Below are 23,810 nucleotides of genomic sequence, written 5' to 3' on the forward strand. Positions count from 1 at the left end.
AAGCAAAAAACTTTTTGACTCTGGGGCGGAGGCTGTGGCGAGTGAGCGCCTCGGAGCAAACTAATAAAAGTTTTTTGGTTCTTTTTTAAAAAAAAGAACTGCTACCCTTCCTTACTTAAAGCCGGAGACACCTTGATTGTAATACTCCGCGCAATCACCAAAACGATCACCAGAATACACAGTGCCACCAGATCGCGCGAGGAGAAGGTCTGGGCGTAGAGTTTGATCAGGATTTCGCGCAGGGAGAACACAATGGTGACGTCGAGCAGGGTCGAGAGGCGGATGCGGCGGGTGCGGGCGTAATCCATGAAGGTGTTGAACAATTCGATCAGGATGACGACGTCGAGGATGCGTTCGACCAGGGTGCGGAGTTCGAAGGCATCGACGCTGGCGGGGCGTAGTTGGGGGAAGAGTTGGATGGTGGTGATGATGGCTTCGACGAAGGCAAAGCCCAGGGCGATCAGCATCAACGGGATGACGCCGATGATCACCGCATCGACCGCGACGTCGTAGCCGCGGAAGATCAGGGCGCGCCAGCGGTTGCGCGGTTTCGGCTCAGAGGCCACGGGCGGCCATGGCATCCGCGATTTCGTTGATCGCGTCGGTCGCTTCGGGGATGATGCGGCCCATGGTGATGAAGCCGTGGATCTGGCCGGGGAAGCGCTTGACGGTGACGGGCACGCCGGACGCGACCAGCATGCGGGCGTAGTCTTCCGCCTCGTCGCGCAGCGGGTCGAACCCGGCGGTGATGATCAGGGTGGGGGGCAGGTTTTCGTGGTGGGCGGCGCGCGTGGGCGAGGCGCGCCAATCTTGTTTGTCGGCTTCGGAGCGGAGGTAGTGGCCGCGGAAATAGAGCATGGAGGCGCGGGTGAGGCCGTAGCCTTCGGCGAAATCCTCGTGGCTCTGCGTGGTCATGGCGAGGGCGACCGAGGGGTAGATCAGGGCTTGCAGGCCGATGGCGGGGCCGTGGTTGTTGCGCGCATCGATCGCGACGACGGCGGCGAGGTTGCCGCCGGCGCTGTCGCCGCCGACCGCGAGGCGGTGCGGGTCGATGCCGAGATCGGGCGCGTTGCCCGCGATCCAGGATGTCGCATCGATCGCGTCTTCGACCGCGGCCGGGAATTTATGTTCCGGCCCCATGCGGTAATCGACCGAAATGACGACGGCGCCGGTACGCTGGGCAAGCTGGCGGCAGACGACATCATGCGTATCGAGATCGCCGATCACCCAGCCGCCGCCGTGGAAATAGACCAGGCCGGCGCGGGGGGCAGGGTTGGTGCCATCGCGGTACAGGCGCATCGGGATCGGGCCGGTGCGGCCCTGGGCCGAAAGGTCGCGCACCTCGGCCAGCGCCGGGGCTTCCGGGCTCAGGGCGAAGCGGGCGTTGCGGTAGGCGAGGCGCGCGTCTGCGGGGCTCAGCGCGTCGGTGGTGGGTGCGCCGGAAAGCCGGATCAGGTCGAGCACCATTGCGGCGCTGCGGTCGAGGTCTGCCATGATGTTTCCTCCGTCGGTTATGATGCGACCAGCAAACCTTCGCGCAGGACGACCACGCGGTCCATCCGTGCGGCGAGGTCGGGGTTGTGGGTGGCGATGAGGGCGGCGACGTTTTCGCTGCGCACCACGCGCAGCAATTCGCCGAACACGATGTCGGCGGTGGCGACATCGAGATTGCCGGTGGGTTCATCGGCCAGCAGGAGCTTGGGCGCGTTGGCCATGGCGCGCGCGATGGCGACGCGCTGGCGTTCGCCGCCGGAGAGTTTGCCGGGCAGATGATTGGCGCGGTTGGCAAGGCCGAAGGCTTCGAGCAGTTTCAGGCTGCGCGCTGCGGCGGCTTTGTTGGCAACGCCCGCGATCAACTGCGGAATGGCAATGTTTTCGAGCGCGGTGAATTCGGCGAGCAGATGGTGCGCCTGGTAGACGAAACCGATTTCATCACGCCTTAGCCTGGTCTTTTCGGAATCGGACAGGCGTGCGGTATCGATGCCGCCGATGCGGATGGTGCCGGAATCCGGGCTTTCGAGCAGGCCGGCGAGATGCAGCAGGGTTGATTTGCCCGAGCCGGAGGGTGCCACCAGGGCGACGATTTCACCGCCTTGCAGCGTGAGGTCGGCACCGCGCAGAATGTGCAGATCCTCTCCCTCGCCGTGGAAGGTGCGGACCAGATGCGCGAGGTTGAGGATTTCACTCATGGCGCAGGGCCTCCACGGGGTCGGTGCGGGCGGCGCGCCAGCTTGGGTAGATGGTGGCGGCGAAGGACAGGGCGATGGCGAGGATGACCACCTCGATCACCTGGCGCCATTCGAGCTGCGCGGGGAGTGATTCCAGATAATAGACCGTGGGATTGAAGAGCTGGGTGCCGGTAATGTTCTGGATGAACAGTCGGATCTGCTCGATATAGGCGCAGAATACCACGCCAAGGATGAACCCGATCGCGGTGCCGATGACACCGACCGAGGCGCCGACCATGAAGAAGATGCGCAGCACCGAGCCGGACGACGCACCCATGGTGCGCAGAATAGCGATGTCGGCGGTTTTGTCCTTCACCATCATGATCATCGAGGACACGACGTTGAACACCGCAACGATGATGATCAGCGTCAGGATCAGGAACATGACGTTGCGTTCGACGTTGACCGCAGCGAAGAAGGCGTTGTTGCTGTCCTGCCAGTCGACGATGTTGACCGGGGTGCCGGACAGCACGCCGGGGATCGCCGCCTTGATCGGGCCATCCTTGTCCGGGTTTTTCACGAACAGCTGGATCTGGGTCGCGGCGTTCGGCGTGCGGAACAGGGTTTGCGCGGATTGAAATGGCAGGAAGACGAAGCTCGAATCGTATTGCGCCATGCCGGTCTGGAAAATGGCGCTGACGTGGAAGCTTTCGATGCGCGGAATCGTGCCGATGATGGTGGCGTTGCCCTGCGGCAGGACCAGGGTGATGGTGCCGCCGACCGCAATGCCGAGCTGGGTGCCGACGCCGGCTCCGATCGCGATATCGTTACCCGAAAAATTGCTGAGCGAGCCTGCGACGATGTGACGCGACACGGTGCGCAGCTGGGCGATGCCCTGCGGTTGGATGCCGCGCGCCATGCCGCCGATGGCGCCGCCGTGCGGACCGGTCATCAGCACTTCGCCCTGCACGATCGGGATGGCGCTGATCACGCCGGGGATTTTCATCAGCTTGCCGGCCGCCGCATCGTACTGGCTGATGTTGCCGCCGGCGCCGTAGACGCCGATGTCGCCGTTCAGCCCGAGGATCTGACCGAGCAGTTCCTGGCGGAAGCCGTTCATCACGCTCATCACGATGATCAGCGTGGCAACGCCGAGCGCGATGCCGATCAGTGAAAAAATCGCGATGATCGAGACGAAGCGCTCGCCCTTGCGGGCGCGCAGGTAGCGGAAGGCGACGCGGCGCTCGAAGGCGTTGAACATTAGGTCGGCGTCCCGAACAACTCTTTAATCGACATCTTAACTCTTTCATTCGCGCGTCTGTATTTGTTCTGCACGCCTTCAACCGAATGTTCGACAATCTGGCCGGTACAGCGACGTTTTACTTGGAATTTGCCGCTGGGGGCACCTCGGGGGCCGACAATGACTTGCCAGGGGTGGCCCATCAGGTCGGCGTCGGCAAATTTTTCACCTGCGCGGACTGGGCGGTCATCGTATAGAGCGTCGTCACCTAGTTCGTAATAGAGCTGTTCGGAGAGCTTGTCTGTGTTGGCGTCGCCCTGGCGGAGGTTGAGGATGGCGGTGTGGAAGGGGGCGACGGCGTCGGGCCAGATGATGCCGGCATCGTCGTGGCTGGCTTCGATGATGGCGCCGGTGAGGCGGGAGACGCCAATGCCGTAGCTTCCCATTTCGGGGTGGATTTTTGCGCCGTCTGGGCCGACGACGGAGAAACCCATTTTTTCGCTGTATTTGGTGCCGAAGTAGAAGATCTGGCCGACTTCGATGCCGCGGCCCTCACGGCGCCGAATTTCAGGCACTTTAGCCCAGGCGGTGAGGTCATGCTTTTCGTCAGTGGCAGCGTAAGTATTTGTTATATCAGTATAAAACGCATCGATGTCTTTCGGGTTATCATAGCCAGGAAGCGCCCTAACCCAATCCATGTGCTCAAAATCGGAATCGTAGAAAATTCCACTTTCTCCGGTTGGTGCCAGGATGTGGAACTCGTGGCTCAGGTCGCCCCCAATAGGTCCGGTATCCGCACGCATCGGTACCGCGCGTACACCCATCCGTTGGAACGTTCGCATGTATGCAAGCATCATACGGCGGTATGATGATTCGGCGCTGGCGTAGTCGGTATCGAAGCTGTAGCCGTCCTTCATGTAGAATTCGCGACCGCGCAGGACGCCGAAGCGGGGGCGGACTTCGTCGCGGAACTTCCACTGGATTTGATAGAGCATCTGCGGCAGGTCGCGGTATGACTGCACGCTGTCGCGCATGATCGCGGTGAGCATTTCCTCGTTGGTCGGGCCATAGAGCATCTCACGGTCGTGGCGGTCGCGGATACGGAGCATTTCAGGGCCGTAGGCATCGTAGCGGCCGCTCTCGCGCCAGAGGTCGGCGGATTGGATGGTCGGCATCAGGATTTCCTGCGCCCCAGCCCGTGCCTGCTCGGCGCGGACGATGTTCGCGATATTGTGCAGCACCCGCAGCCCGGCCGGCAACCAGGCGTAGATGCCGGAGGATTGCTGGCGGATCAGCCCGGCGCGCAGCATCAACCGATGCGAGACGATCTGTGCCTCGGCGGGGGTTTCCTTGATGGTGGGGATGAGCGAGCGGGAGAGGCGCATGCGATGTCCTGAACGAGTGTTGAAGCCCGTTCTCCTACAGCGGCACGGAGCCCTCGGCCAGAGCCTCGGCCCTTGCTGGGTCAAGCCGGCGGTTGAGCGCGACGCGGGCGGGCTTTTCGATCAGCACGTGCAGCACGATCCCGAGACCCAGCGTGAGCAGCGCGAGCAGTGCGGTATAGGGCAATGGCGCATGGGCGGGCGCGATGGCGAGGCGGCGGAACAGTTGCGCGGTGACCAGTTCCGCCGGAGCGAAGCTCATATAGAAGGAATAGGACATGATGCCGAGCGCACGCAGCGGCTTGATGCGGCCAAGATAGGCGGTGCGCTCGGCGTCGCCCTGCATGGCAAAGCCGTAGATCATCAGCCAGAGGCCGAAAACGGTCGAGGCATCGTGACCGGCCCAGGCGAAGCCAGCGGCCAGGGCGGCGCCGATCAGGCCGATCGTGATGCCGGAAGCTTCATCGGCCAGCATCGGCACGATAGTGACGGTTGCCATGCCGGCGATGAATTCGGGAAAGAAGCGCAGCATCGAAGCGGCGAAGGTGAGATTCAGGCCGTGATAGACAAAGGCCACCACGCAGAGGATGAAAAAACACAGCGGCATGGCGGCGACGACGGCGAGATTGAAAAATATCGCAAGACTTGCGACCATAAACGGAAACAGCAGATAGCCCGCCCATTCCGTGCTGATCGACCAGGAGGGGTAGTTCCATGTCCAATGGTGCAGGCCGCCCCAGCTTTGGACCAGCGCCAGGTTTTCGATTAGCGCCAGGGTTCCGAACCGGTAGGGATGGCGCGGCGTGATGCCGATGGCGACACCACCGATGAAAATGGCGCCGAGCAGTACGATGACCGCGAGGTGCACCGGGTAGAGCCGGGCGAGTCGCTTGCCCCAGAAGTGCAGCAGCCCTTGCCTTGTGAGCGGAATTTTATTGTCCACCCGGGTGAGGATAAAACCTGAGAGGACAAAAAAACCATCGACGCCGAGATAACCGTGATCGATCACGGCACCGAGCGGCCCCAGCCAGCGGCTGAACTGCGCATGGAGGTTGGCGTGATAGGCGAACACCCAGAGCGCGAAGAGCGCGCGGCAGGCGGTCAGATCCGTCAATTCGCGTGTCTTGTTCATGTATTTGGATTATGGCCAGAAAAAAGCCCGCCGACCATAGGGCCAGCGGGCCAAGTTCAGGGAGGAAACGCCAGTCACACGGCAGAGTAAAGAACCAACCTTCACTCTATGACGCATGATGCATCGCAGCATCGCTCACGTAAAGTTAAATCAGGGCGGATTATTCATAAAAAATGCACATCCAGACGATATTTGCATATTAAGTAGGCCGTTCCAAATTATGCAATCGTCAACCGCCTATTTTTCGATCACCCGACCTGAATGACGTGAACATCAACCATCGGGCGCTTGCCGAATCGGCGGCCGAGCACGCGACGCAAAGCAGCCTGGGCCGCTTCCTTGACCGACCCGCGATCGGTGCGGAGGCTGGCGGGAAGCTCCTCGAAACTCGCGACGAAATCGGCTTCCAGCGCGCCGAGCGCGGTATCATCCGCCTCGAACAGACCGGGTGCGGTGATCTGGGCGCCGCCTTTGACGCGACCGGATTTATCGACCGCGATACTGCCGACCACGACGCCGTTGAACATCATGCGTCGGCGGGCAGCCATCACCCCGCCCTGCATCGGGACCAGGCGATCACCATCGACCGCGAGGCGGCCGACCGGCACCGAATCGACGACTTCGGGTTCGCCCGGCCCGAGGCGGACGACATCGCCATCTTCCAGCAACAGCGTGCTGATGCCTTCGGCTTCGGCAAGGTCGGCCTGTGCGGCCATGTGGCGCCATTCACCATGGGTCGGGATGATGTATTTCGGGCGGACCAGACGATAGAGACGGCGGAGTTCATCGCGCGCCGGGTGGCCGGAGACATGCACCATATGGTCGTCCGCGGTCATGACATTGACGCCGGCGCGGACCAGATCGTCCTGCACCGCACCGATTGCGCGTTCGTTGCCGGGGATCTGGCGCGATGAGAAAATCACGGTGTCGCCTTCGCCCAGCGCGATGTTGCGGTGGGTATCGGCCGCGATCCGGGCGAGTGCCGAGCGTTTTTCGCCCTGGCTGCCGGTAGCGAGGATGAGCAGATTATCGTCGGGGATACGGCCGGCTTCGTCCTCGGGCACGAAATCGGGCAGGTCCTGCAGGTAGCCGACTTCCTGAGCCGCCTCGACATATTTGGCGAGGCTGCGGCCGACCAGCGCCACATGGCGATCGGCCGCCAGGGCGGCTTTCACCACGGTGTCGATTCGGGCGATGTTGCTGGAGAAGCAGGTGACGACCACCCTGCCCTTCAGCCCGGCGATCAGCGCGGTCATGCTTTTGCGCACGGTGGCTTCGGAGCCGGAATGACCTTCGACCTGGGCGTTGGTGCTGTCTGAAATCATCGCCAGCACGCCCTTGTCGCCCAGCGCCTGCAGGGCGGCTTCATCGGTCGGAGGGCCGACCAGGGGTTCGGGGTCGAGTTTCCAGTCGCCAGTGTGCAGGATGGTTCCGAGGCGTGTGGTGATGGCCAGCGCCTGGGCTTCCGGCGTTGAGTGCGCCATGCGGATGTATTGCAGCGAGAACGGCGCAATCTCGAAGCCAGTGCCCGGCTTGATTTCGTGGATCTGCACCGTGCGCAGCAGCCCGGCTTCGCTCAGGCGGTAGCGGATCAACGCGGCGGTGAAGGGCGTCGCGTAGATCGGGCAGCGCAGACTGTCCCAGATGCGGGCGATGCCGCCGATATGGTCTTCATGGGCATGGGTGATCACGAGGCCGCGGATGCGCTCGCGATTGGCTTTCAGGAACGCGGGATCGGGGACCAGCAGTTCGGCTTCCGGCGCTTCGGGCCCTGCGAAGCCCATGCCGCAATCGACCACGAGCAAGGCATCGTCGAGCCCGTAGACGTTCAGGTTCATGCCGATCTCGCCGGTGCCGCCGAGCGGTGTGAAGGTCAGGCCCGACGTGATCTGGCCTTTGGAAGTTTGGTTCATTCGTATCGATCTTTCATCATCAGTCGTTGTCAGGCTCGCGGTTGCGCAATGGCGGGGCGGGGTTGCGCAGGCTGAGCAGGCGCAACCCTTCAAGGGTCAAATCCGGGTCGGTGCGTTCGATGCGGGGGCTGCCCTCGGCGATGAGCGGGGCGAGGCCGCCGGTCGCGATGGTTTTCATGGGTCGGCCGTATTCGGCTTCGATCCGCGTGATCAGGCCTTCGACCAGCCCGACATAGCCCCAATAGATACCCGACCGCATGGCCGGGATGGTCGATGTGCCGATCACCCGCTGCGGCCGGCCGATGCCGATGCGCGGCAGGCGGGCGGCCGCCTGGTGCAGCGCCTCGACGGAGAGGTTGATGCCGGGCGCGATGGCACCGCCGATATAGGCGCCGGATGCGTCTACCACGTCGAACGTGGTTGCCGTGCCGAAATCAACCACGATCAACGGGCCGCCATAGGTCTGGTGGGCGGCGAGCGCGTTCAGCAGACGATCGGCGCCGACTTCGTTCGGGTTATCCACCGCAATCGTGAATCCCCAATCGAGCCCGGCGCTGGCGATCAGCGGCTCGATGCCGAACCAGTCGCGGCAGAGCCGGCGCAGGTGATAGAGTGCGGCCGGCACCACGGTGCCGATGATTGCCCGGCTCAGATCGGCGATGGCGATACCGTTTCGCTCCAACAGGAAGCCGAGCCAGACGCCGTATTCATCGGAGGTGCGTTGCGCATCGGTTGCGATGCGCCAGGTGCCGCGCCAAGCGATGCCGTCGTGCACAGCAAACACGATATTGGTATTCCCGGCGTCAATTACCAGTTTCATGCGGTTTGGCTCTCGCTATGCGTCACAACAGGGCGACATCGCCGCTGCGGATGATTGTGACCTGCTCGCCCTGTCGGAGCAGCAAACTGCCGTCCACGTCAATGCCGGCGAATTCGCCCGTCAGGCGACCGGCGTCGATGCTGATGGTCGAACCGATCGGGTGGGCGCGGACGAGCCAGGCGGCGCGGAGATTTGCGCCGGCATCGGCGGTCATGTCTGCCTGCCAGTGGTCGATGCGACCGCAAAGGAAGCCGGCCAGATCATCCAGAGCATGCCTCAGGCCGAACGCTGCGAGGCTCGTTGTCGCGCGGCCGGGGATTTCGGGCGCGAACGCGAGATTGACGCCGAAGCCGATCACCAATGTCGCGATCCGGCCGGCTTCGATCGTGGCATCGAGCAGGATGCCGGCAAGTTTTGCAGCACCTGCGGTGATGTCATTCGGCCATTTCAGTCGGAGCACGGCATCGGTACCGCTGGCTTGCTCGATCGCTTCGAGCAGCGACAGTCCGGCCAACAGTGCGAACAGACCGCCCTCGGCGGCGGGGATGCCGGGGCGGAGCAGGGCCGAGGCGTAGAAATTGCCGGGCGGCGAAGACCACACGCGCCCTGCCCGGCCGCGCCCGGCGGTCTGGCTTGCCGCGATGATCAGCAGGCGATCGGCTTCGCCGGCGCGAGCGCGTTCGGCGCAGAGATCAGACGTTGAGGCGAGCGTTTCGAATTGTTCGATCCGCCACGGGGCAAATGGCGTCAAAATCCCTGGCTCGGAAACAAGGCATGGGCCGCCAGCGACGAGACGGTGGAGAGCGGCGACGGGTAGAATACGAACAGCACCGTTGCGATCGCGCTCACGCCGATGACGAGGTTGATACCGGCGGTGCGCTTATCGAAGCCGGGCGAGCCGGCATCGAAATACATCACCTTGATGACACGCAGATAGTAGAAAGCGGCGATGACGCTGGTGATGATGCCGATGACCGCGAGCGCGTTCAGATGCGCATCGATCGCGGCGGCGAAGACATAGAACTTGCCGAAAAATCCCGAAAGCGGCGGGATGCCGGCCATCGACCACATCATGATCGCGAGGACCAGAGCATAGCGGCCATCTTCGCTCGCCATGCCGGCGAGATCGGCGATGCGTTCCACCGGGCGGCCCTTGCGCGACATCGCGATGATGCAGCCGAAGGTGCCGAGCGACATGACGACATAAATTGCCAGATAAATCAGCGTGGCGCGCACGCCGATCAGCGAGCCGGCGGCGAGGCCCATCAGCGCGTAACCCATATGGCCGATCGAAGAATAGGCCATCAGGCGCTTGATGTTGCTCTGGCCGATCGCGCCGAGCGCGCCGATGATCATGGAGGCGGCGGCAAGGATCTGCACCAGATCCTGCCATTGCGCGAACAGCGGTGCGAACGGGCCGAGCATCACCCGCAGCAGCAGCGCGAATACCGCGACTTTCGGCGCGGTCGCGAAAAACGCGGTGACCGAACTGGGCGCGCCTTCATAGACATCGGGCGTCCACATGTGAAATGGCGCCGCCGATATCTTGAAGCCGAGGCCGACCAGGACGAACACGATGCCGATCGTGGAACCAAGCGAGGCGCTGGCGCTGCCGGTAAAGGCCCGCGCGATGCCGGTGAATTCGGTGGTGCCGGAAAACCCATAGACCAGCGAAATGCCGTATAGCAGGATGCCCGACGAGAGCGCGCCCAGGATGAAGTATTTCAGACCGGCTTCCGATGAGCGCAGATTGTACCGCGCGAAGGCCGCTAGCACGTAGAGTGCCAACGACATCAGTTCGAAGCCGAGATAGAGGGTGAGTAGATCGCCCGCCGAGATCAGCACGACCATGCCGATGACCGCGAAGACGATCAGCACCGGGTACTCGAACCGCGTGATGCCGGTGCGCTGGTTGAACGCGACAGAGAGCGACAATGCGCCGGCGGCCCCCATCAACACCAGCAGATCGGCAAAGCGGGTGAAATCGTTGGTGATGAACAGACCATGGAAAATCGTGCCATCAGGGGCCGCGAACATCAGGCGCGCGGTGATGGCGAACAGCACGATCGCCGCACCGGTGATCGCGAAACTATGATCGCGCCGGCTGAACACGCCCGACATCAACATGACCATGGCGGCGAGCGCGAGAAACAGGATAGGGAGCATCGTATCGAAAATCGTCATCGGGGCGCTCATGGTTTGGCCATCGCGAGATGGGACAGGGGCGACATGGCAGCGAGATGAGCATGCACCAGATCGGTCACTGCCGTGTGAAACGCCGCCGTCAAGCCGCTCGGAATGAATCCGAGGCCGAGCACCAGGATCGCGAGCGGCGCCAGCATGAGCCATTCCTTCGCCGACAGATCGCTCATCACCGCATTCGCGATGCTGCGGGCATGGTCGAACAACACGCGGCGGACCATGACCAGCATATACATCACGCTCAGGATCATGCCGGTGCCCGTAAGGAAGGCGACCCAGAAATTGATCTGAATGGCGCCGATCATCACCAGGATTTCACCAACGAAGCCGGATGTGCCGGGCAGGCCGACATTGGCCATCACGAAGAACATCAGGAACGCGGCAAAGACCGGCATGCGGGTGGCAAGCCCGCCCAACTGGTCGAGCCGCAGCGAATGGCCGCGCGCCAGCAAAATGCCGACGCAGAGGAACAGGGCGGCGATCACCAGCCCGTGCGAGACCATCTGGAACAGCGCGCCTTCGATGCCGATGACGGTAAAGGTGAAAATGCCGACGACGATGAGCCCCATATGGGCGACCGAGGAATAGGCGATCATGCGTTTCATATCGGTCTGCGCCAGGGCGGCGAAGGAGATGTAGATAACCCCCATGATGCCGAGGGCGAACATCAGCGGCGCGAAATAAGCCGAGGCCTGCGGCAGCATCGGCAGCGAGAAGCGCAGGAAGCCGTAGGCGCCCATTTTCGAGAGTACCGCGGCGAGCATGATGGTGCCGGGCAGCGGCGCTTCGCCATAGGCATCGGGCAGCCAGGTGTGCAGCGGCCAGACCGCGGCCTTGACGCCGAACGAGGCAAGGAATGCGATGAACAGCCAATCCTGGATATGCGGCGGGATCGGCGTGCGCATCAGCGTGATCATGTCGGTGGTGCCGGCGTGATGCCACATCCACACCAGCGCCAGCAGCATCGGCAACGAGCCGGCGAGCGTGAAGATGAAAAACTTGATCGCGGCATGGATGCGCCGCTCGCCGCCCCAGACGCCGATGATCAGATACATCGGGATCAGCACGGCTTCGAAGAAAATATAGAACATCAGGAAGTCGAGTGCCGAGAACATGCCGATCGTCATGGTCTCCAGCAACAGAAAGGCAGCCATGTAGTCACGCACCCGGCGCGTTTCGCGCCAGCTTGCCAGTATCGCGATCGGTGTCAGCAGGGCGCTGAGGGCGACGAAGAACAGGCTGATGCCATCGAGGCCGAGCCGGTAGGCGATATGGAATTGCGGAATCCATGCGGCGGTTTCGGTGAACTGAAACCCGTGGATGCCCGGGTTGAAATCGACCAGCGTGATAGCAGCCAGAACCAGGACGATCAGGCTGGTCCAGAGCGCGATCCAGCGCGCGTTGCGCGCGCTGGCGGCGTCGCTGCCCTGGGGGATGAACATCAGCGCGGCACCGATCAGCGGCAGCCAGGTCATCAGCGATAGGATGGGAAAGCTCATCATTTCGATCTCCTCACCGCGCCAGCAGGAACACGGTGACCAGCACCATCAGGCCGATCAGCATGATGAAGCCGTAAATCGCGATCGAGCCGCTTTGCAGGCGCACCGCCTGTCCCGATGCCTCGCTGGTCAGTCGCGCGAGGCCGGAGGGCACGCCGTCGATCACCTCGTCATCACCGACGCGCCAGATCAGGCGGGCCAGCCGCAGCGCGGGGCGGACGAACATCGCATCATAGGCTTCATCGAAATACCATTTGTTGAGGACGAATTGATACAGCCCGGGCATCGCGTTCGCGAGCTTGCCGGGCATGGCGGGGCTGAGTTCGTAGAACCAATAGGCAACGCCGATGCCCGCGATGGCGAGTAGCAGCGGCAGTTCGGCACCCCACGCGGGAATGCCATCGAGCGCGTGCATCACGGCGGCGTGGTGCGGCTCGGCGATGCTGGTGCCCCAGAAGGCGACGAACGCCTTGCCGATGAAGCGGGGCGCGAGCAGAAAGCCGCTGGCCAGCGCGCCGATTGCGAGCACCACCAGCGGTGCCAGCATCACGGCCGGGCTTTCATGGGCGTGGGCCATGGTATCGGCCGGGCCGCGCGGTTTGCCGTGAAACACCAGCAGCATCAGCCGCACGATATAGAAGGCGGTCAGCCCGGCGCCGAGCGAGCCGGCGAGCCAGGCGAACAACGAGGTTGAGGTATGCTCGGCAAAGGCGGCGGCAAGAATGGCATCCTTCGAGAAGAACCCCGAGAACGGCGGAATCGCGGCCAGGGCCAATGAGCCGAACCACATGGTGACATAGGTGATCGGCAGCGTGCGCCACAGGCCGCCCATTTTGCGCACGTCCTGCTCATCGGCCAGCGCATGGATCACCGAACCGGCGCCGAGGAACAGCAGCGCCTTGAAGAAGGCGTGGTTGATCAGGTGAAACATCGCCGCCGGGGCCGCGCCGACGCCAACCGCGATGAACATGTAACCGAGCTGCGAACAGGTCGAATAGGCGATGATGCGCTTGATGTCGTTCTGCACGCAGCCGATCGTCGCGGCAAAAAACGCGGTGGCGGCACCGATGATGGTGATCACCTGCAGGGCAACCGGTGCAGCATCGATCAGCGGTGTCATCCGCACGGTCATGAACACGCCGGCGGTGACCATCGTGGCGGCATGGATCAGCGCGGAAATCGGCGTCGGGCCCTCCATCGCATCGGCGAGCCAGGTGTGCAGGAACAGCTGGGCGGATTTGCCCATGGCCCCGATGAACAGCAGGATCGCGATGACTTCGAGCACCGGCAGATCGGCACCGAACAGATGATACGTCGCACTGCGCGCCTGCGGCACCGCGGCGAAGATGGTGTCGAAACTGACGCTGTGGAATTGCAGCCAGGTGAGCGCGATGCCGACCGCAAAGAACAGATCACCGACGCGGTTGACGATGAACGCCTTGATCGCGGCCGCATTGGCGGCGGCGCGGTCGTACCAGTAGCCGATCAACAGATAGGACATCAGGCCCACACCTTCCCAGCCGAAGAACAGCTGGACCAGGTTGTTGGCGGTGACCAGCATCAGCATGGCGAAGGTGAACAGCGAGATGTAGACGAAAAAGCGCGGCTCGGTACGATCATGCGCCATGTAACCGACGCTATAGATATGGATCAGCGCGGACACAACCGTGACCATGCCGACCATCACCAGCGACAGCGTATCCTGGCGCAGCGCCCAGTGCGGGGTGAACTGGGCGACGTTTATCCAGGTGCCGAGCATCACCAGATGATCCGGCAGGTGCAGCACGAGATGGCGATAATCGGTGATGATGCCGGCCGCGGCGGCGATGATCAGGGAAACGACGCTGGCGCCGACGGCCAGCGTGCGGCCGGCGAAGGGGCGGAACAGGGCGGCGAGCAAGGCGCCGGCGAGCGGGGCCAGAACGGCAATGGCGGTGAACATATCAGCCCTTCATCAACGTGACGTCTTCGACCTCGATCGAGCCGCGATTGCGGAAATATACGACCACGATGGCAAGGCCGATCGCAGCCTCGGCCGCCGCGACCGAGAGCACGAACATGGTGAACACCTGGCCCATCATGTCGTGCAGCGCGGCCGAAAACGCGACGAAATTGATGTTGGCCGCCAGGAGGATCAACTCGATCGACATCATGATGACGATGACGTTCTTGCGGTTCAGGAAAATCCCGAAAATGCCGATGATCAGCAACAGGCCGGCGACGACCAGATAATGCGCGAGGCCGATGCTCATTGCGCGGTCTCCTTGTCGGGTTCGGCTTTGGTCGCGGCCGGCGTGATCTGGCGCGAACCATCGCCGAGTTTCATGTTCACCATGGTCAGGGTCTGCGCGATCGTCCGATCGTGCTGGCTGTGGATGTTCTGACGGCGCGGGCCGCGCCGATCGGTGTGGGTCAGCACGATGGCACCAACCATGGCGACCAGCAGCAGCAGCGCGACCAGTTCGAAGGCGAACATGTAGCGCGTGTAGATCAGGTCGCCGATTGCGTTGGTATTGGCAAGATGTTCGGGGGTGGGCACCAGCGTGGCGAGATGCGCCGCCGGGGCGATGGTCCAGTTGATCGCGGTGAGGCCGATTTCGACCATCAGGATGAAGCCGATGGTCAGGCCGAGCGGTGCGTAGCGCTGGAAGCCTTCGCGCAGGGCGGCGAAATCGACATCCAGCATCATCACGACGAACAGGAACAGCACGGCGACCGCGCCGACATAGACGATGACTAAGACCATGGCGAGGAATTCTGCACCGGCCAACACGAACAGGGCGGCGGCGTTGATGAAGGCGAGGATGAGGAACAGGACCGAATGCACCGGGTTGCGCGCGGTGATCACCATGCAGGCCGAAGCGAGCAGGATGCCGGCGAACACGTAGAATGCGATGGCGGAGATCATGCGCTGGGTTTACCGATACGGCGCATCGAGTTCGAGGCGCTTGGCCAGTTCGGGTTCCCAGCGATCGCCATTGTCGAGCAGTTTCGCCTTGTCATAGAGCAGTTCCTCGCGGGTTTCGGTCGCGAATTCGAAATTCGGGCCTTCGACGATCGCATCGACCGGGCAGGCTTCCTCGCATAGGCCACAATATATGCATTTCGTCATGTCGATATCGTAGCGCGTGGTGCGGCGCGAGCCATCGGCGCGGGGTTCGGCCTCGATGGTGATGGCCTGGGCCGGGCAGATCGCTTCGCATAATTTGCAGGCGATGCAGCGTTCCTCGCCATTGGGATACCGGCGCAGCGCGTGCTCGCCCTTGAAGCGCGGGCTGATCGCGTTTTTTTCGTATGGGTAATTCAGCGTCGCTTTGCGCTTGAAGAAATAGCGCAAGGTGATCGCCATGCCGGAGAGGATTTCCAGCAGCAGGAAGCTGCGGGCGGTGCGGTCTAGCAGGGGCATTGAGGATGCTTCCAGAATAGCGAAGGGAGAAGGACTTCTTTTTTTGTAAAAAAAGAAGCAAAAAAACTTTCGTGAATTGGGACTGTGCACGTGACAGCGCCCGTGCCCCAGCGAATAAAAGTTTTTTGCTTCTTTTTTACAAAAAAGAAGCCTTCTCTTTTCCCTGGCTCAAGCATGGGGCAACCATCCGAAAATCTCGAGTGCGCTCGCCGTGAGCACCAGCCAGCCGAGCGAGAGTGGCAGGAACACTTTCCAGCCGAGTTGCATGAGTTGGTCGTAGCGGAACCGCGGCAGGGTCGCGCGTACCCAGAGGAATACGAACAGGCAGACCGCGACTTTGAGGCTGAACCAGATCGGGCCGGGCACCCAGGTGAAGGGGATGAATGGGATGGGCGAGAGCCAGCCACCGAGGAACAGGATGGTGGTCATACCGCTCATCAGGATCATGTTCGCGTATTCGCCGAGGAAGAACAGCGCGAAGCTCATGGCGCTGTACTCGACGAAGAAGCCGGCGACGATTTCGCTCTCGCCTTCCGGCAGATCGAACGGGGCGCGGTTGGTCTCGGCCAGGCCGGAGATGAAGAATACGACCAGCATAGGCAGCAGCGGGATGGCGAACCAGATGTGGCGCTGGGCGAGCACGATGGCGTTGAGGTTGAGGCTGCCGGTGCAGACCAGGACCGACAGGATCACCAGGCCGATCGAGACCTCGTAGCTGACCATTTGCGCGGCACTGCGCATCGCACCCAGGAAGGCGAATTTCGAATTGCTCGCCCAACCCGCGATGATCACGCCATAGACGCCGAGGGAGGAGATGGCGAACAGATAGAGCATGCCGACATTGATGTTGGCGATCGCCCAATGGTCGTTCACCGGGATGACCGCCCAGGCGATGATGGCAAGGCCGAAGGTGATGACCGGGGCGAACAGGAACAGGTAGCGATTGGAGCCGTCAGGGATGATGGTTTCCTTGAACAGCATTTTGATCGCATCCGCGAAGGGCTGCCACAGGCCGAACGGTCCGGTGACGTTGGGGCCTTTGCGGAGTTGCACGGCGGCCAGCACCTTGCGTTCCGCATAGGTCAGGTAGGCGACGCCGATCAGCAGCGGGACGATCAACGCGAGGGATTTCAGCAGGGTCAGGATCAGGATGCCGAAATCGGTAGCGAAAAATCCGGTTGCCATGCCCCTACTCCGCCGCCTGCTGCACAGGTGCGGGCATGGCAGGGGGCAGGATGTCGGTCACGCATTTCGCCATAGTCGGGCTGGCGCGGCTGATCGGGTCGGTCTGGTAATAGGTGGCGAAGGCCGCGGTGAATTTCGCATCGCTCAGTTGGCCGCTGTCGCCCTTCGGTGTCAGACCCACCTGAGGTGCGATGCGACGCACCGTATCGGGGCTGGCGAACACCGGGTTCGCCTCGCCCATCCGCCGGCGCAGCGTCTCGATATCGTCATAAGGCAGCGGCTTGCCGACCAGGGCGCTGACGGCACGCAGAATGGTCCAATCCTCGCGCGCTTCGCCGGGTGGGAAAATCGCGCGCTGGGCGAGTTGCACGCGCCCTTCGGTGTTGACGTAGGTGCCGGGCTTTTCGGTATAGGCGGCGCCGGGCAGAATGATATCGGCACGCGCCGCGCCCCGATCGCCGTGATGCCCCTGATAGATCACGAAAACATCCGGCGGCAGTGCGGCCATGTCGATTTCATCGGCACCGAGCAGCCACAGCACATCGACCCCGCCCGCCACCATGCGGGCGATATCCTTGCCGCCGTCAGCCGGCACGAACCCAAGATCGAGCCCGCCGACCCGCGCTGCCGCGTTATGTAGCACGTTGAAACCCTGCCAGTCAGCGGTCAGCGCCCCGGCGGCCTCGGCAATTTGCCAACAGGCGGCGAATACCGCCGCACCATCTGGCCGGGCGAGCGCCTGTTGGCCGATGATCACCAGGGGCTTCTTCGCCGCCGCCAGCTTCACGGTAAACTCATGCGCGGGATCGAGCAGCGCGCGCAACGCCGCGCCATCCTCGCCCAGATGGGTGCAGCCGTAGGCGATATCGGCGTACGGCCCGATCAGGCCGGCGACGAAACCGGTGTTTTCAACCCAGCGGCGGCGGATGCGCGCATTCAGCACCGGCGCTTCGCGGCGCGGATCGACGCCGACGAACAGCACGGCGTCTGCCTCGTCGATCCCCTCGATCGTGGTGTTGAACAGATAGAAAGCACGGTTGCCGGCATCGAGCGCAGCACCATCCTGGCGGCAATCGAGATTGGGCGAACCGAGCCCGACCAGCAGATCCTTCAGCGCCATCATGCTCTCGGCATCGCACAGATTGCCGGCGATCGCGCCGATCCGCCCGGGTTCGGCACCGTTCAGCCGCGCTGCCACGGCGGACAGCGCGGCATCCCAGGTCGCCGGCTGCAATTTGCCGTTCTGCCTGATCCATGGCCGATCGAGCCGTTTGCGCTTCAGCCCGTCGATCGCGAATCGCGATTTATCGGCCAGCCATTCCTCGTTCACCGCATCATTGATGCGCGGCAGCACGCGCAGCACTTCGCTGCCGCGGGCATCGATGCGGATATTGGTGCCAACGGCGTCGAACACATCGATACTGTCGGTCTTGCGAAGTTCCCAGGTGCGGGCAATGAAGGCGTAGGGCTTGGCGGTCAGCGCGCCGACCGGGCAGAGATCGATGATATTGCCAGATAATTCCGAGGTCAGGCCGCGCTCGACATAATTGGTGATTTCCATGGTTTCGCCGCGCGAGGTGGCACCCAGTTCGGGTACACCGGCGACTTCGGAGAGAAACCGCACGCAGCGCGTGCACTGAATGCAGCGGGTCATCACGGTTTTGACCAGCGGGCCGAAATTCTTGTCGGTCACCGCGCGCTTGTTTTCGTGATAGCGCGTGTGATCGCGGCCGTAACCGACCGCCTCATCTTGCAGATCGCACTCGCCGCCCTGGTCGCAGATCGGGCAGTCGAGCGGGTGGTTGATCAGCAGGAATTCCATCACGTTGCGGCGTGACTGACGCACTTTTTCGGTATCGGTGAAAATCACCATGCCCTCGCCGACCGGCTGACCGCAGGAGGCCACCGGCTTCGGCATTTTTTCAATTTCGACCAGGCACATCCGGCAGTTACCGGCGATCGACAGCCGATCGTGGTAGCAGAAACGCGGAATTTCCTTGCCAGCGGCCTCGGCGGCCTGCAGCACGGTGAAGCCGTTGGGAACTTCGAGTTCGATCCCGTCGACGGTAACCTTGGGCATCAGCGCTGGCTCCGGTAGGCGGCGAGCAGTTTTTCGACCTCGATGCCGTCAATCTTCATGCCCGCCAGCGTGCAGTTGGAAATCATCACGCCAGACAGATCGACCTGATCGATGACGGCGCCGGCCAGCGAGACGTCCTGGAAGCGGGCGCCGGACATATTGGCGTCCGTGACCACCATGCCTGGCAGCAGCGCATCCTCGATCCGCGCGCCGGACAGATCGACTGCGTGGAACGTCACGCCGGACATGTTGACATCGGTAAACCGCGCGCCGGCCATGCCGGCGTCGTTGAAGCTGACCCGCTCCAGCTTGACCATCTCGAACACCGAATCGGAGATGTCGGATGAGGCGATCTGCAGGGCTTCGTTCAATTCACTGTGCTGCATGGCCGAACTCCGTCATTCCGCTGCGATTTTTGGTGCCGTGCGCGCCTTGTAGTCCGCGATCCGCTGTTCGACCACCGGGCGGAAATGGCGCAGCAGGCCCTGGATCGGCCATGCCGCGGCATCGGCCAGCATGCAGATCGTATGACCTTCGAGTTGCTTGGTGATCTGTTCCATCAGGTCGATCTCGGCAAATTCCGCGCGGCCTTCGGACATGCGGTTCATCATCCGCATCAACCAGCCGGTGCCCTCGCGACACGGCGTGCACTGGCCGCAGCTTTCATGCTTGTAGAAGGCCGATATCCGGGCGATCGCGCGGATCAGATCGGTCGATTTATCCATCACGATCACCGCGGCCGTGCCGAGGCTGCTGCCGGCTTCGCGCAGGCTGTCGAAATCCATCAGCACGGTGTCGCAGACCGATTTCGGGATCATCGGAACCGAGGACCCACCCGGGATCACCGCGAGCAGATTATCCCATCCGCCGCGCACGCCGCCAGCGTGGCGCTCGATCAAATCGCGCAGCGGCAGGCCGAGTTCGTCCTCGACCGTGCAGGGTTTATTGACGTGGCCGGAGATGCAGTAGAGCTTGGTGCCCGAATTCTTCGGCCGGCCGAGTGCGGAAAACCAACCCGCCCCCCGGCGCAGAATGGTCGAGACGCAGGATATCGATTCGACATTGTTCACGGTAGTCGGGCAGCCATACACGCCCATCGCCGCCGGGAACGGCGGCTTCATGCGCGGCAGGCCTTTCTTGCCCTCCAGGCTCTCAAGCAAAGCCGACTCCTCGCCGCAGATGTAAGCACCGCCGCCACGATGGATCGTGATGTCGAACGCCCATCCCGAACCGCAGGCATCAGGCCCGATCAGCCCGGCCTCGCGCGCTTCATCGACGGCTGCCTGCAGGTGCAGGTATTCGTTGTAATATTCGCCCCGAATATAAATGAACGCCTGGTGCGCGCCCATTGCGAAACTCGCGATCAGGCAGCCTTCGACCAGCTTGTGGGGATCATGGCGGATGATATCGCGATCCTTGCAGGTACCGGGCTCGCTCTCATCGGCGTTGACCACCAGATAGCTCGGCCGGCCATCGCTCGCTTTCGGCATGAACGACCATTTCAGCCCGACCTCTTCGATGATCGCATCGCGACCGCGCGCCAGAATATCCGCCGTGCCATCCCAGTCGCCGCGGGCCCGGGCACCGGCGAGGCGCCAATCATGGATGCCGTAGAGATTGGTGAAAATCCGGTCCTTGTCGCTCAGCATCAGGAATCTGCTCCGGTGTCGTGCTTGGTCACATCGGCGAACAGGGTGGTGCGGCCGCCTTCCGGCGCCGAATTCTGCCGGCCGATGGTCGAGCCGGGTTTCGGCGCGTCGCCGCGCCGGAAGGCTTCGAGCAGGGCTTCGGTGCGCGCGCCGTCGAGGTCTTCATAGTAATCATCGTTGATCACCAGCACCGGCGCGTTGACGCAGGCGCCAACGCATTCAAGCTCTTCCATGCTGAACATGTCGCCATGGGTGGCGACGGCGTGCCGGCAGGCATCGAGCACCGCATCCGACCCGCGCAGCCAGCACGGCGTGGTGGTGCAGACCTGGAGGTGGAATTTCTGCACCGGCTTGAGGTGGAACATGGTGTAGAAGGTCGCGACCTCATACACGCGCATCCGCGGCATCGCGAGGCGATCGGCGACAACGTCCATCGCCGCGCGCGGCACCCAGGCGTGATCAGTCAGGCGGGCCATCTGCCGCTGTACCAGATCAAGCAGCGGCATCACCGCGCTCGCCTGCCGTCCGGCTGGGTATTTGGCGATGATGCCCGGAATTTTTGCCTCGCTCACATCGTCGAAGCTGAAGGTTTCGGTCGTCATGTCGTTCATCGCTTAGCGGTCCACTTCGCCGAACACGATATCGATCGAACCGAGTACCGCGATGGCATCGGCCAGCAAATGGCCTTTCGACATCATTTCAAGCGCCTGCAAATGCGAAAACCCGGTCGCGCGGATCTTGCAGCGGTAGGGGTGGTTCGTACCATCCGCGATCAGATACACGCCGAACTCGCCCTTGGGAGCTTCCACCGCCGTATAGGTGGTGCCCGCCGGCACATGGTAGCCTTCGGTATAGAGTTTGAAATGATGGATCAGCGCCTCCATCGAGCGCTTCATTTCAGCGCGCTTTGGCGGGGTGATCTTGTTGTCCTGCACCTTCACGGGGCCCTGCGGCATTTTCTGTAACGCCTGGCGAATGATTTTGAGGCTCTCGCCCATTTCATTGATGCGGACGAGATACCGATCGAAACAATCGCCATGGCGGCCGACCGGAATATCGAACTCGACCTCGCCATATTTATCGTATGGCTGCGCGCGGCGCAGATCCCACGCGATGCCGGCGGCGCGGAGGTTGGGTCCGGAGAACCCCATGCCTAGCGCGTCCTCGGCGGAGATGATGCCGATATCGACCAGGCGCTGGCGAAAGATGCGGTTATCGTTCAGCAAATTCTGCAGATCGGCGAGGAATTTCGGGAAGGTTTCGCTCCAAGCCCAGATTTCGTCGGCGAGTCCGGCCGGCAGATCCTTCGAAACGCCGCCAGGGCGGAAGTAATTGGCGTGGAACCGCGCGCCTGAGACCGCCTCGTGGAAGGTCAGCAGCTTCTCGCGCTCTTCGTAGCCCCACAGACTGGGTGACTGGGCACCGATATCGAGCGCCAGATGCACGATCGTGAGCAGATGGTTCAAGACGCGGGTAATTTCGGAGAATAATACCCGAATCCACTGCCCCCGATCCGGCACAGTGATGCCCAGCAGTTTTTCGGTGGCCAGCGCAAAGGCATGTTCGCAGCACATCGGCGAGACGTAATCGAGCCGGTCGAAATACGGCACCGCCTGGAGGTAGGATTTGTACTCGATCAATTTCTCGGTGCCGCGATGCAGCAGGCCGATGTGCGGATCGGCGCGGGTGACCGTTTCGCCCTCGAGTTCCATGATCAGCCGCAGCACGCCGTGCGTCGCCGGATGCTGCGGCCCGACATTGACGGTATGGCGTTCGAGATCGAGCGTCCGCAACGCCCGGCCGGGGGCCGCCTCGTGCAATCCGCCGCTCATGGCTTCACCGCCGGCGCGCTCGTTGCCGGCCGATGCGCTTTTTCATCGCCGGGCAGCGTGGTCATGGCTTCCCAGGGCGAGAGGAAGTCGAAATTGCGGAACTCCTGGGTCAACGCGACTTTTTCATAGACCACGCGCTTCTGCTCTTCATCGTAGCGGAGTTCGACATGACCGGTAAGCGGGAAATCCTTGCGGAGCGGATGGCCTTCGAACCCATAGTCCGACACGATCCGCCGATGATCGGCCAGACCATCGAAAGTGACGCCGAACAGATCGAACACTTCGCGCTCCCACCAGGCGGTACCCGGCCAGATTCCGGTGACGCTGGGGACCGAGGCGGTTTCATCGGTGCTGACGATCACCCGCAGCCGGTCGTTCCGCGTCACCGACAACAAATTATAGACAACATCGAACCGCTCTTCGCGCTGCGGCCAGTCGACGCCGCACACATCCATGCATTGCTCGAAGGCGAATCGGGCATCATGGCGCAGTACGGTCATCAAGGCTGCCAGATCGCCGCGATTCGCGTGCAGGATTCGCTCGTCACGCTCCATGATCACCGACGTCACGCCCGGCAGGGTGCCAAGCGCCACCGCGAACGGATCAAGCGCCGGGGCGTCGGGTGCGGATACCTCTGGTGTGGTGGCGTCACTCACGGAAAATCGTCCCGGTGCGGCGGATTTTTTTCTGGAGCTGCATGATGCCGTAGACCAGCGCCTCGGCGGTCGGCGGGCAGCCGGGCACGTAAATATCGACCGGCACGATCCGGTCGCAGCCGCGCACCACCGAGTAGGAAAAATGATAGTAGCCGCCGCCATTGGCGCAGCTGCCCATCGAGATGACCCACCTTGGCTCGGGCATCTGATCGTACACTTTGCGCAGGGCGGGCGCCATTTTGTTGGTCAGCGTGCCGGCGACGATCATGACATCGCTCTGCCGCGGCGAATTGCGCGGGATGATGCCGAATCGGTCGAGGTCCCAGCGCGGCATATAGGCATGGATCATCTCAACGGCGCAGCAGGCGAGACCGAACGTCATCGGCCATAGGCTGCCGGTGCGGGCCCAGTTCACCAATTTATCGAGATTGGCGACTACAAACCCTTTGCCGGCGATTTCACCGGTGATACCGCGGATCACCGCGTCCTGTTCGGCACCGGGCGCGAGCGCTTCGCGGTTCCAGGCGATTTCGGGTTGCTGCACGGCGTTCATCTCATGCTTTCCGATCAGACCGCTATCCGGCCAATAACCATAATCCTGCGTGATCTCCCGGCGCCGCGTGGCGTGGAGCGTCTGGGCTTATTG

The 23,810-nt window shown here is 62.5% G+C and carries 23 protein-coding genes; all 23 read right to left on the bottom strand.

Going from position 1 to position 23,810, the window contains the following annotated elements:
* Positions 1–101 precede the first annotated feature (101 nt).
* Positions 102–566: a phosphate-starvation-inducible PsiE family protein gene (locus B7X49_RS00180; RefSeq protein WP_286702317.1), complete on the bottom strand. Its 465-nt coding sequence runs from the start codon at positions 564–566 to the stop codon at positions 102–104.
* A complete protein-coding gene (locus tag B7X49_RS00185; protein ID WP_286702318.1) occupies positions 556–1,494 on the bottom strand; it encodes an alpha/beta hydrolase in 939 nt (312 codons plus the stop codon). Before B7X49_RS00185 ends, B7X49_RS00180 begins: the two co-directional genes overlap by 11 nt.
* Positions 1,495–1,511: 17 nt before the next feature.
* Positions 1,512–2,189, bottom strand: a complete 678-nt coding sequence (locus B7X49_RS00190; RefSeq protein WP_286702319.1) for an ABC transporter ATP-binding protein — start codon at positions 2,187–2,189, stop codon at positions 1,512–1,514.
* Positions 2,182–3,429, bottom strand: coding sequence for a lipoprotein-releasing ABC transporter permease subunit (locus B7X49_RS00195; RefSeq protein ID WP_286702320.1), 1,248 nt, complete (start codon positions 3,427–3,429; stop codon positions 2,182–2,184). The genes B7X49_RS00190 and B7X49_RS00195 overlap by 8 nt, the downstream gene beginning before the upstream one ends.
* A complete protein-coding gene (gene proS, locus B7X49_RS00200) occupies positions 3,429–4,793 on the bottom strand; it encodes a proline--tRNA ligase (protein WP_286702321.1) in 1,365 nt (454 codons plus the stop codon). Before proS ends, B7X49_RS00195 begins: the two co-directional genes overlap by 1 nt.
* 34 nt (positions 4,794–4,827) lie before the next feature.
* Positions 4,828–5,922 (bottom strand): acyltransferase, encoded by a 1,095-nt coding sequence (locus B7X49_RS00205; protein ID WP_286702322.1) that lies wholly within the window; start codon positions 5,920–5,922, stop codon positions 4,828–4,830.
* 248 nt (positions 5,923–6,170) lie between these two features.
* Complete coding sequence (locus B7X49_RS00210) at positions 6,171–7,835, bottom strand: ribonuclease J (protein ID WP_029311267.1); 1,665 nt, start codon at positions 7,833–7,835, stop codon at positions 6,171–6,173.
* Between the two features lie 19 nt (positions 7,836–7,854).
* Positions 7,855–8,655 (bottom strand): type III pantothenate kinase, encoded by an 801-nt coding sequence (locus tag B7X49_RS00215; RefSeq protein WP_029311268.1) that lies wholly within the window; start codon positions 8,653–8,655, stop codon positions 7,855–7,857.
* A gap of 22 nt (positions 8,656–8,677) precedes the next feature.
* Positions 8,678–9,406 (bottom strand): biotin--[acetyl-CoA-carboxylase] ligase, encoded by a 729-nt coding sequence (locus tag B7X49_RS00220; RefSeq protein ID WP_286702323.1) that lies wholly within the window; start codon positions 9,404–9,406, stop codon positions 8,678–8,680.
* Entirely contained in the window at positions 9,403–10,851 is a 1,449-nt protein-coding gene (nuoN, locus tag B7X49_RS00225; protein ID WP_286702324.1) for an NADH-quinone oxidoreductase subunit NuoN, read from the bottom strand. The genes B7X49_RS00220 and nuoN overlap by 4 nt, the downstream gene beginning before the upstream one ends.
* Positions 10,848–12,356 carry an NADH-quinone oxidoreductase subunit M gene (locus B7X49_RS00230; RefSeq protein ID WP_286702325.1) on the bottom strand — a complete coding sequence of 503 codons (1,509 nt, stop codon included), beginning with the start codon at positions 12,354–12,356 and terminating at the stop codon, positions 10,848–10,850. The genes nuoN and B7X49_RS00230 overlap by 4 nt, the downstream gene beginning before the upstream one ends.
* Positions 12,357–12,369: 13 nt before the next feature.
* The gene (gene nuoL / locus B7X49_RS00235) at positions 12,370–14,298 is read right to left on the bottom strand and encodes an NADH-quinone oxidoreductase subunit L (RefSeq protein WP_286702326.1); all 1,929 of its coding nucleotides are present in this window, start codon (positions 14,296–14,298) and stop codon (positions 12,370–12,372) included.
* Between the two features lies 1 nt (position 14,299).
* On the bottom strand, positions 14,300–14,608 hold the full coding sequence (gene nuoK / locus B7X49_RS00240) for an NADH-quinone oxidoreductase subunit NuoK (protein WP_029311273.1): 309 nt from the start codon (positions 14,606–14,608) through the stop codon (positions 14,300–14,302).
* Entirely contained in the window at positions 14,605–15,264 is a 660-nt protein-coding gene (locus B7X49_RS00245; RefSeq protein ID WP_286702327.1) for an NADH-quinone oxidoreductase subunit J, read from the bottom strand. The genes nuoK and B7X49_RS00245 overlap by 4 nt, the downstream gene beginning before the upstream one ends.
* Before the next feature lie 9 nt (positions 15,265–15,273).
* Positions 15,274–15,762, bottom strand: a complete 489-nt coding sequence (gene nuoI, locus B7X49_RS00250; protein WP_286702328.1) for an NADH-quinone oxidoreductase subunit NuoI — start codon at positions 15,760–15,762, stop codon at positions 15,274–15,276.
* Between the two features lie 168 nt (positions 15,763–15,930).
* Entirely contained in the window at positions 15,931–16,947 is a 1,017-nt protein-coding gene (gene nuoH / locus B7X49_RS00255) for an NADH-quinone oxidoreductase subunit NuoH (RefSeq protein WP_286702329.1), read from the bottom strand.
* A 4-nt stretch (positions 16,948–16,951) separates the two neighbouring features.
* A complete protein-coding gene (gene nuoG, locus B7X49_RS00260) occupies positions 16,952–19,027 on the bottom strand; it encodes an NADH-quinone oxidoreductase subunit NuoG (protein WP_286702330.1) in 2,076 nt (691 codons plus the stop codon).
* Positions 19,027–19,413, bottom strand: a complete 387-nt coding sequence (locus tag B7X49_RS00265; RefSeq protein WP_051657245.1) for a pentapeptide repeat-containing protein — start codon at positions 19,411–19,413, stop codon at positions 19,027–19,029. The genes nuoG and B7X49_RS00265 overlap by 1 nt, the downstream gene beginning before the upstream one ends.
* A gap of 12 nt (positions 19,414–19,425) precedes the next feature.
* On the bottom strand, positions 19,426–20,676 hold the full coding sequence (gene nuoF, locus B7X49_RS00270; RefSeq protein ID WP_286837285.1) for an NADH-quinone oxidoreductase subunit NuoF: 1,251 nt from the start codon (positions 20,674–20,676) through the stop codon (positions 19,426–19,428).
* Positions 20,676–21,287 carry an NAD(P)H-dependent oxidoreductase subunit E gene (locus B7X49_RS00275; protein ID WP_029311280.1) on the bottom strand — a complete coding sequence of 204 codons (612 nt, stop codon included), beginning with the start codon at positions 21,285–21,287 and terminating at the stop codon, positions 20,676–20,678. Before B7X49_RS00275 ends, nuoF begins: the two co-directional genes overlap by 1 nt.
* A gap of 3 nt (positions 21,288–21,290) precedes the next feature.
* A complete protein-coding gene (locus B7X49_RS00280; protein WP_286702332.1) occupies positions 21,291–22,508 on the bottom strand; it encodes an NADH-quinone oxidoreductase subunit D in 1,218 nt (405 codons plus the stop codon).
* The gene (locus B7X49_RS00285) at positions 22,505–23,164 is read right to left on the bottom strand and encodes an NADH-quinone oxidoreductase subunit C (RefSeq protein WP_408735553.1); all 660 of its coding nucleotides are present in this window, start codon (positions 23,162–23,164) and stop codon (positions 22,505–22,507) included. The genes B7X49_RS00280 and B7X49_RS00285 overlap by 4 nt, the downstream gene beginning before the upstream one ends.
* Positions 23,157–23,717, bottom strand: a complete 561-nt coding sequence (locus B7X49_RS00290; RefSeq protein ID WP_029311283.1) for an NADH-quinone oxidoreductase subunit B family protein — start codon at positions 23,715–23,717, stop codon at positions 23,157–23,159. Before B7X49_RS00290 ends, B7X49_RS00285 begins: the two co-directional genes overlap by 8 nt.
* Positions 23,718–23,810 lie beyond the last annotated feature (93 nt).

Source organism: Acidiphilium sp. 34-64-41, assembly GCF_002282635.1.
GTDB lineage: Bacteria > Pseudomonadota > Alphaproteobacteria > Acetobacterales > Acetobacteraceae > Acidiphilium > Acidiphilium rubrum.

Excerpts from the sequence above, each read along its gene's own strand:
- B7X49_RS00185 (WP_286702318.1), bottom strand. The coding sequence starts at position 1,494 with ATGGCAGACCTCGACCGCAGCGCCGCAATGGTGCTCGACCTGATCCGG.
- B7X49_RS00190 (WP_286702319.1), bottom strand. The coding sequence starts at position 2,189 with ATGAGTGAAATCCTCAACCTCGCGCATCTGGTCCGCACCTTCCACGGC.
- B7X49_RS00195 (WP_286702320.1), bottom strand. The coding sequence starts at position 3,429 with ATGTTCAACGCCTTCGAGCGCCGCGTCGCCTTCCGCTACCTGCGCGCC.
- proS (WP_286702321.1), bottom strand. The coding sequence starts at position 4,793 with ATGCGCCTCTCCCGCTCGCTCATCCCCACCATCAAGGAAACCCCCGCC.
- B7X49_RS00205 (WP_286702322.1), bottom strand. The coding sequence starts at position 5,922 with ATGAACAAGACACGCGAATTGACGGATCTGACCGCCTGCCGCGCGCTC.
- B7X49_RS00210 (WP_029311267.1), bottom strand. The coding sequence starts at position 7,835 with ATGAACCAAACTTCCAAAGGCCAGATCACGTCGGGCCTGACCTTCACA.
- B7X49_RS00215 (WP_029311268.1), bottom strand. The coding sequence starts at position 8,655 with ATGAAACTGGTAATTGACGCCGGGAATACCAATATCGTGTTTGCTGTG.
- nuoN (WP_286702324.1), bottom strand. The coding sequence starts at position 10,851 with ATGAGCGCCCCGATGACGATTTTCGATACGATGCTCCCTATCCTGTTT.
- B7X49_RS00230 (WP_286702325.1), bottom strand. The coding sequence starts at position 12,356 with ATGAGCTTTCCCATCCTATCGCTGATGACCTGGCTGCCGCTGATCGGT.
- nuoL (WP_286702326.1), bottom strand. The coding sequence starts at position 14,298 with ATGTTCACCGCCATTGCCGTTCTGGCCCCGCTCGCCGGCGCCTTGCTC.
- nuoK (WP_029311273.1), bottom strand. The coding sequence starts at position 14,608 with ATGAGCATCGGCCTCGCGCATTATCTGGTCGTCGCCGGCCTGTTGCTG.
- B7X49_RS00245 (WP_286702327.1), bottom strand. The coding sequence starts at position 15,264 with ATGATCTCCGCCATCGCATTCTACGTGTTCGCCGGCATCCTGCTCGCT.
- nuoI (WP_286702328.1), bottom strand. The coding sequence starts at position 15,762 with ATGCCCCTGCTAGACCGCACCGCCCGCAGCTTCCTGCTGCTGGAAATC.
- nuoH (WP_286702329.1), bottom strand. The coding sequence starts at position 16,947 with ATGGCAACCGGATTTTTCGCTACCGATTTCGGCATCCTGATCCTGACC.
- nuoG (WP_286702330.1), bottom strand. The coding sequence starts at position 19,027 with ATGCCCAAGGTTACCGTCGACGGGATCGAACTCGAAGTTCCCAACGGC.
- B7X49_RS00265 (WP_051657245.1), bottom strand. The coding sequence starts at position 19,413 with ATGCAGCACAGTGAATTGAACGAAGCCCTGCAGATCGCCTCATCCGAC.
- nuoF (WP_286837285.1), bottom strand. The coding sequence starts at position 20,676 with ATGCTGAGCGACAAGGACCGGATTTTCACCAATCTCTACGGCATCCAT.
- B7X49_RS00275 (WP_029311280.1), bottom strand. The coding sequence starts at position 21,287 with ATGAACGACATGACGACCGAAACCTTCAGCTTCGACGATGTGAGCGAG.
- B7X49_RS00280 (WP_286702332.1), bottom strand. The coding sequence starts at position 22,508 with ATGAGCGGCGGATTGCACGAGGCGGCCCCCGGCCGGGCGTTGCGGACG.
- B7X49_RS00290 (WP_029311283.1), bottom strand. The coding sequence starts at position 23,717 with ATGAACGCCGTGCAGCAACCCGAAATCGCCTGGAACCGCGAAGCGCTC.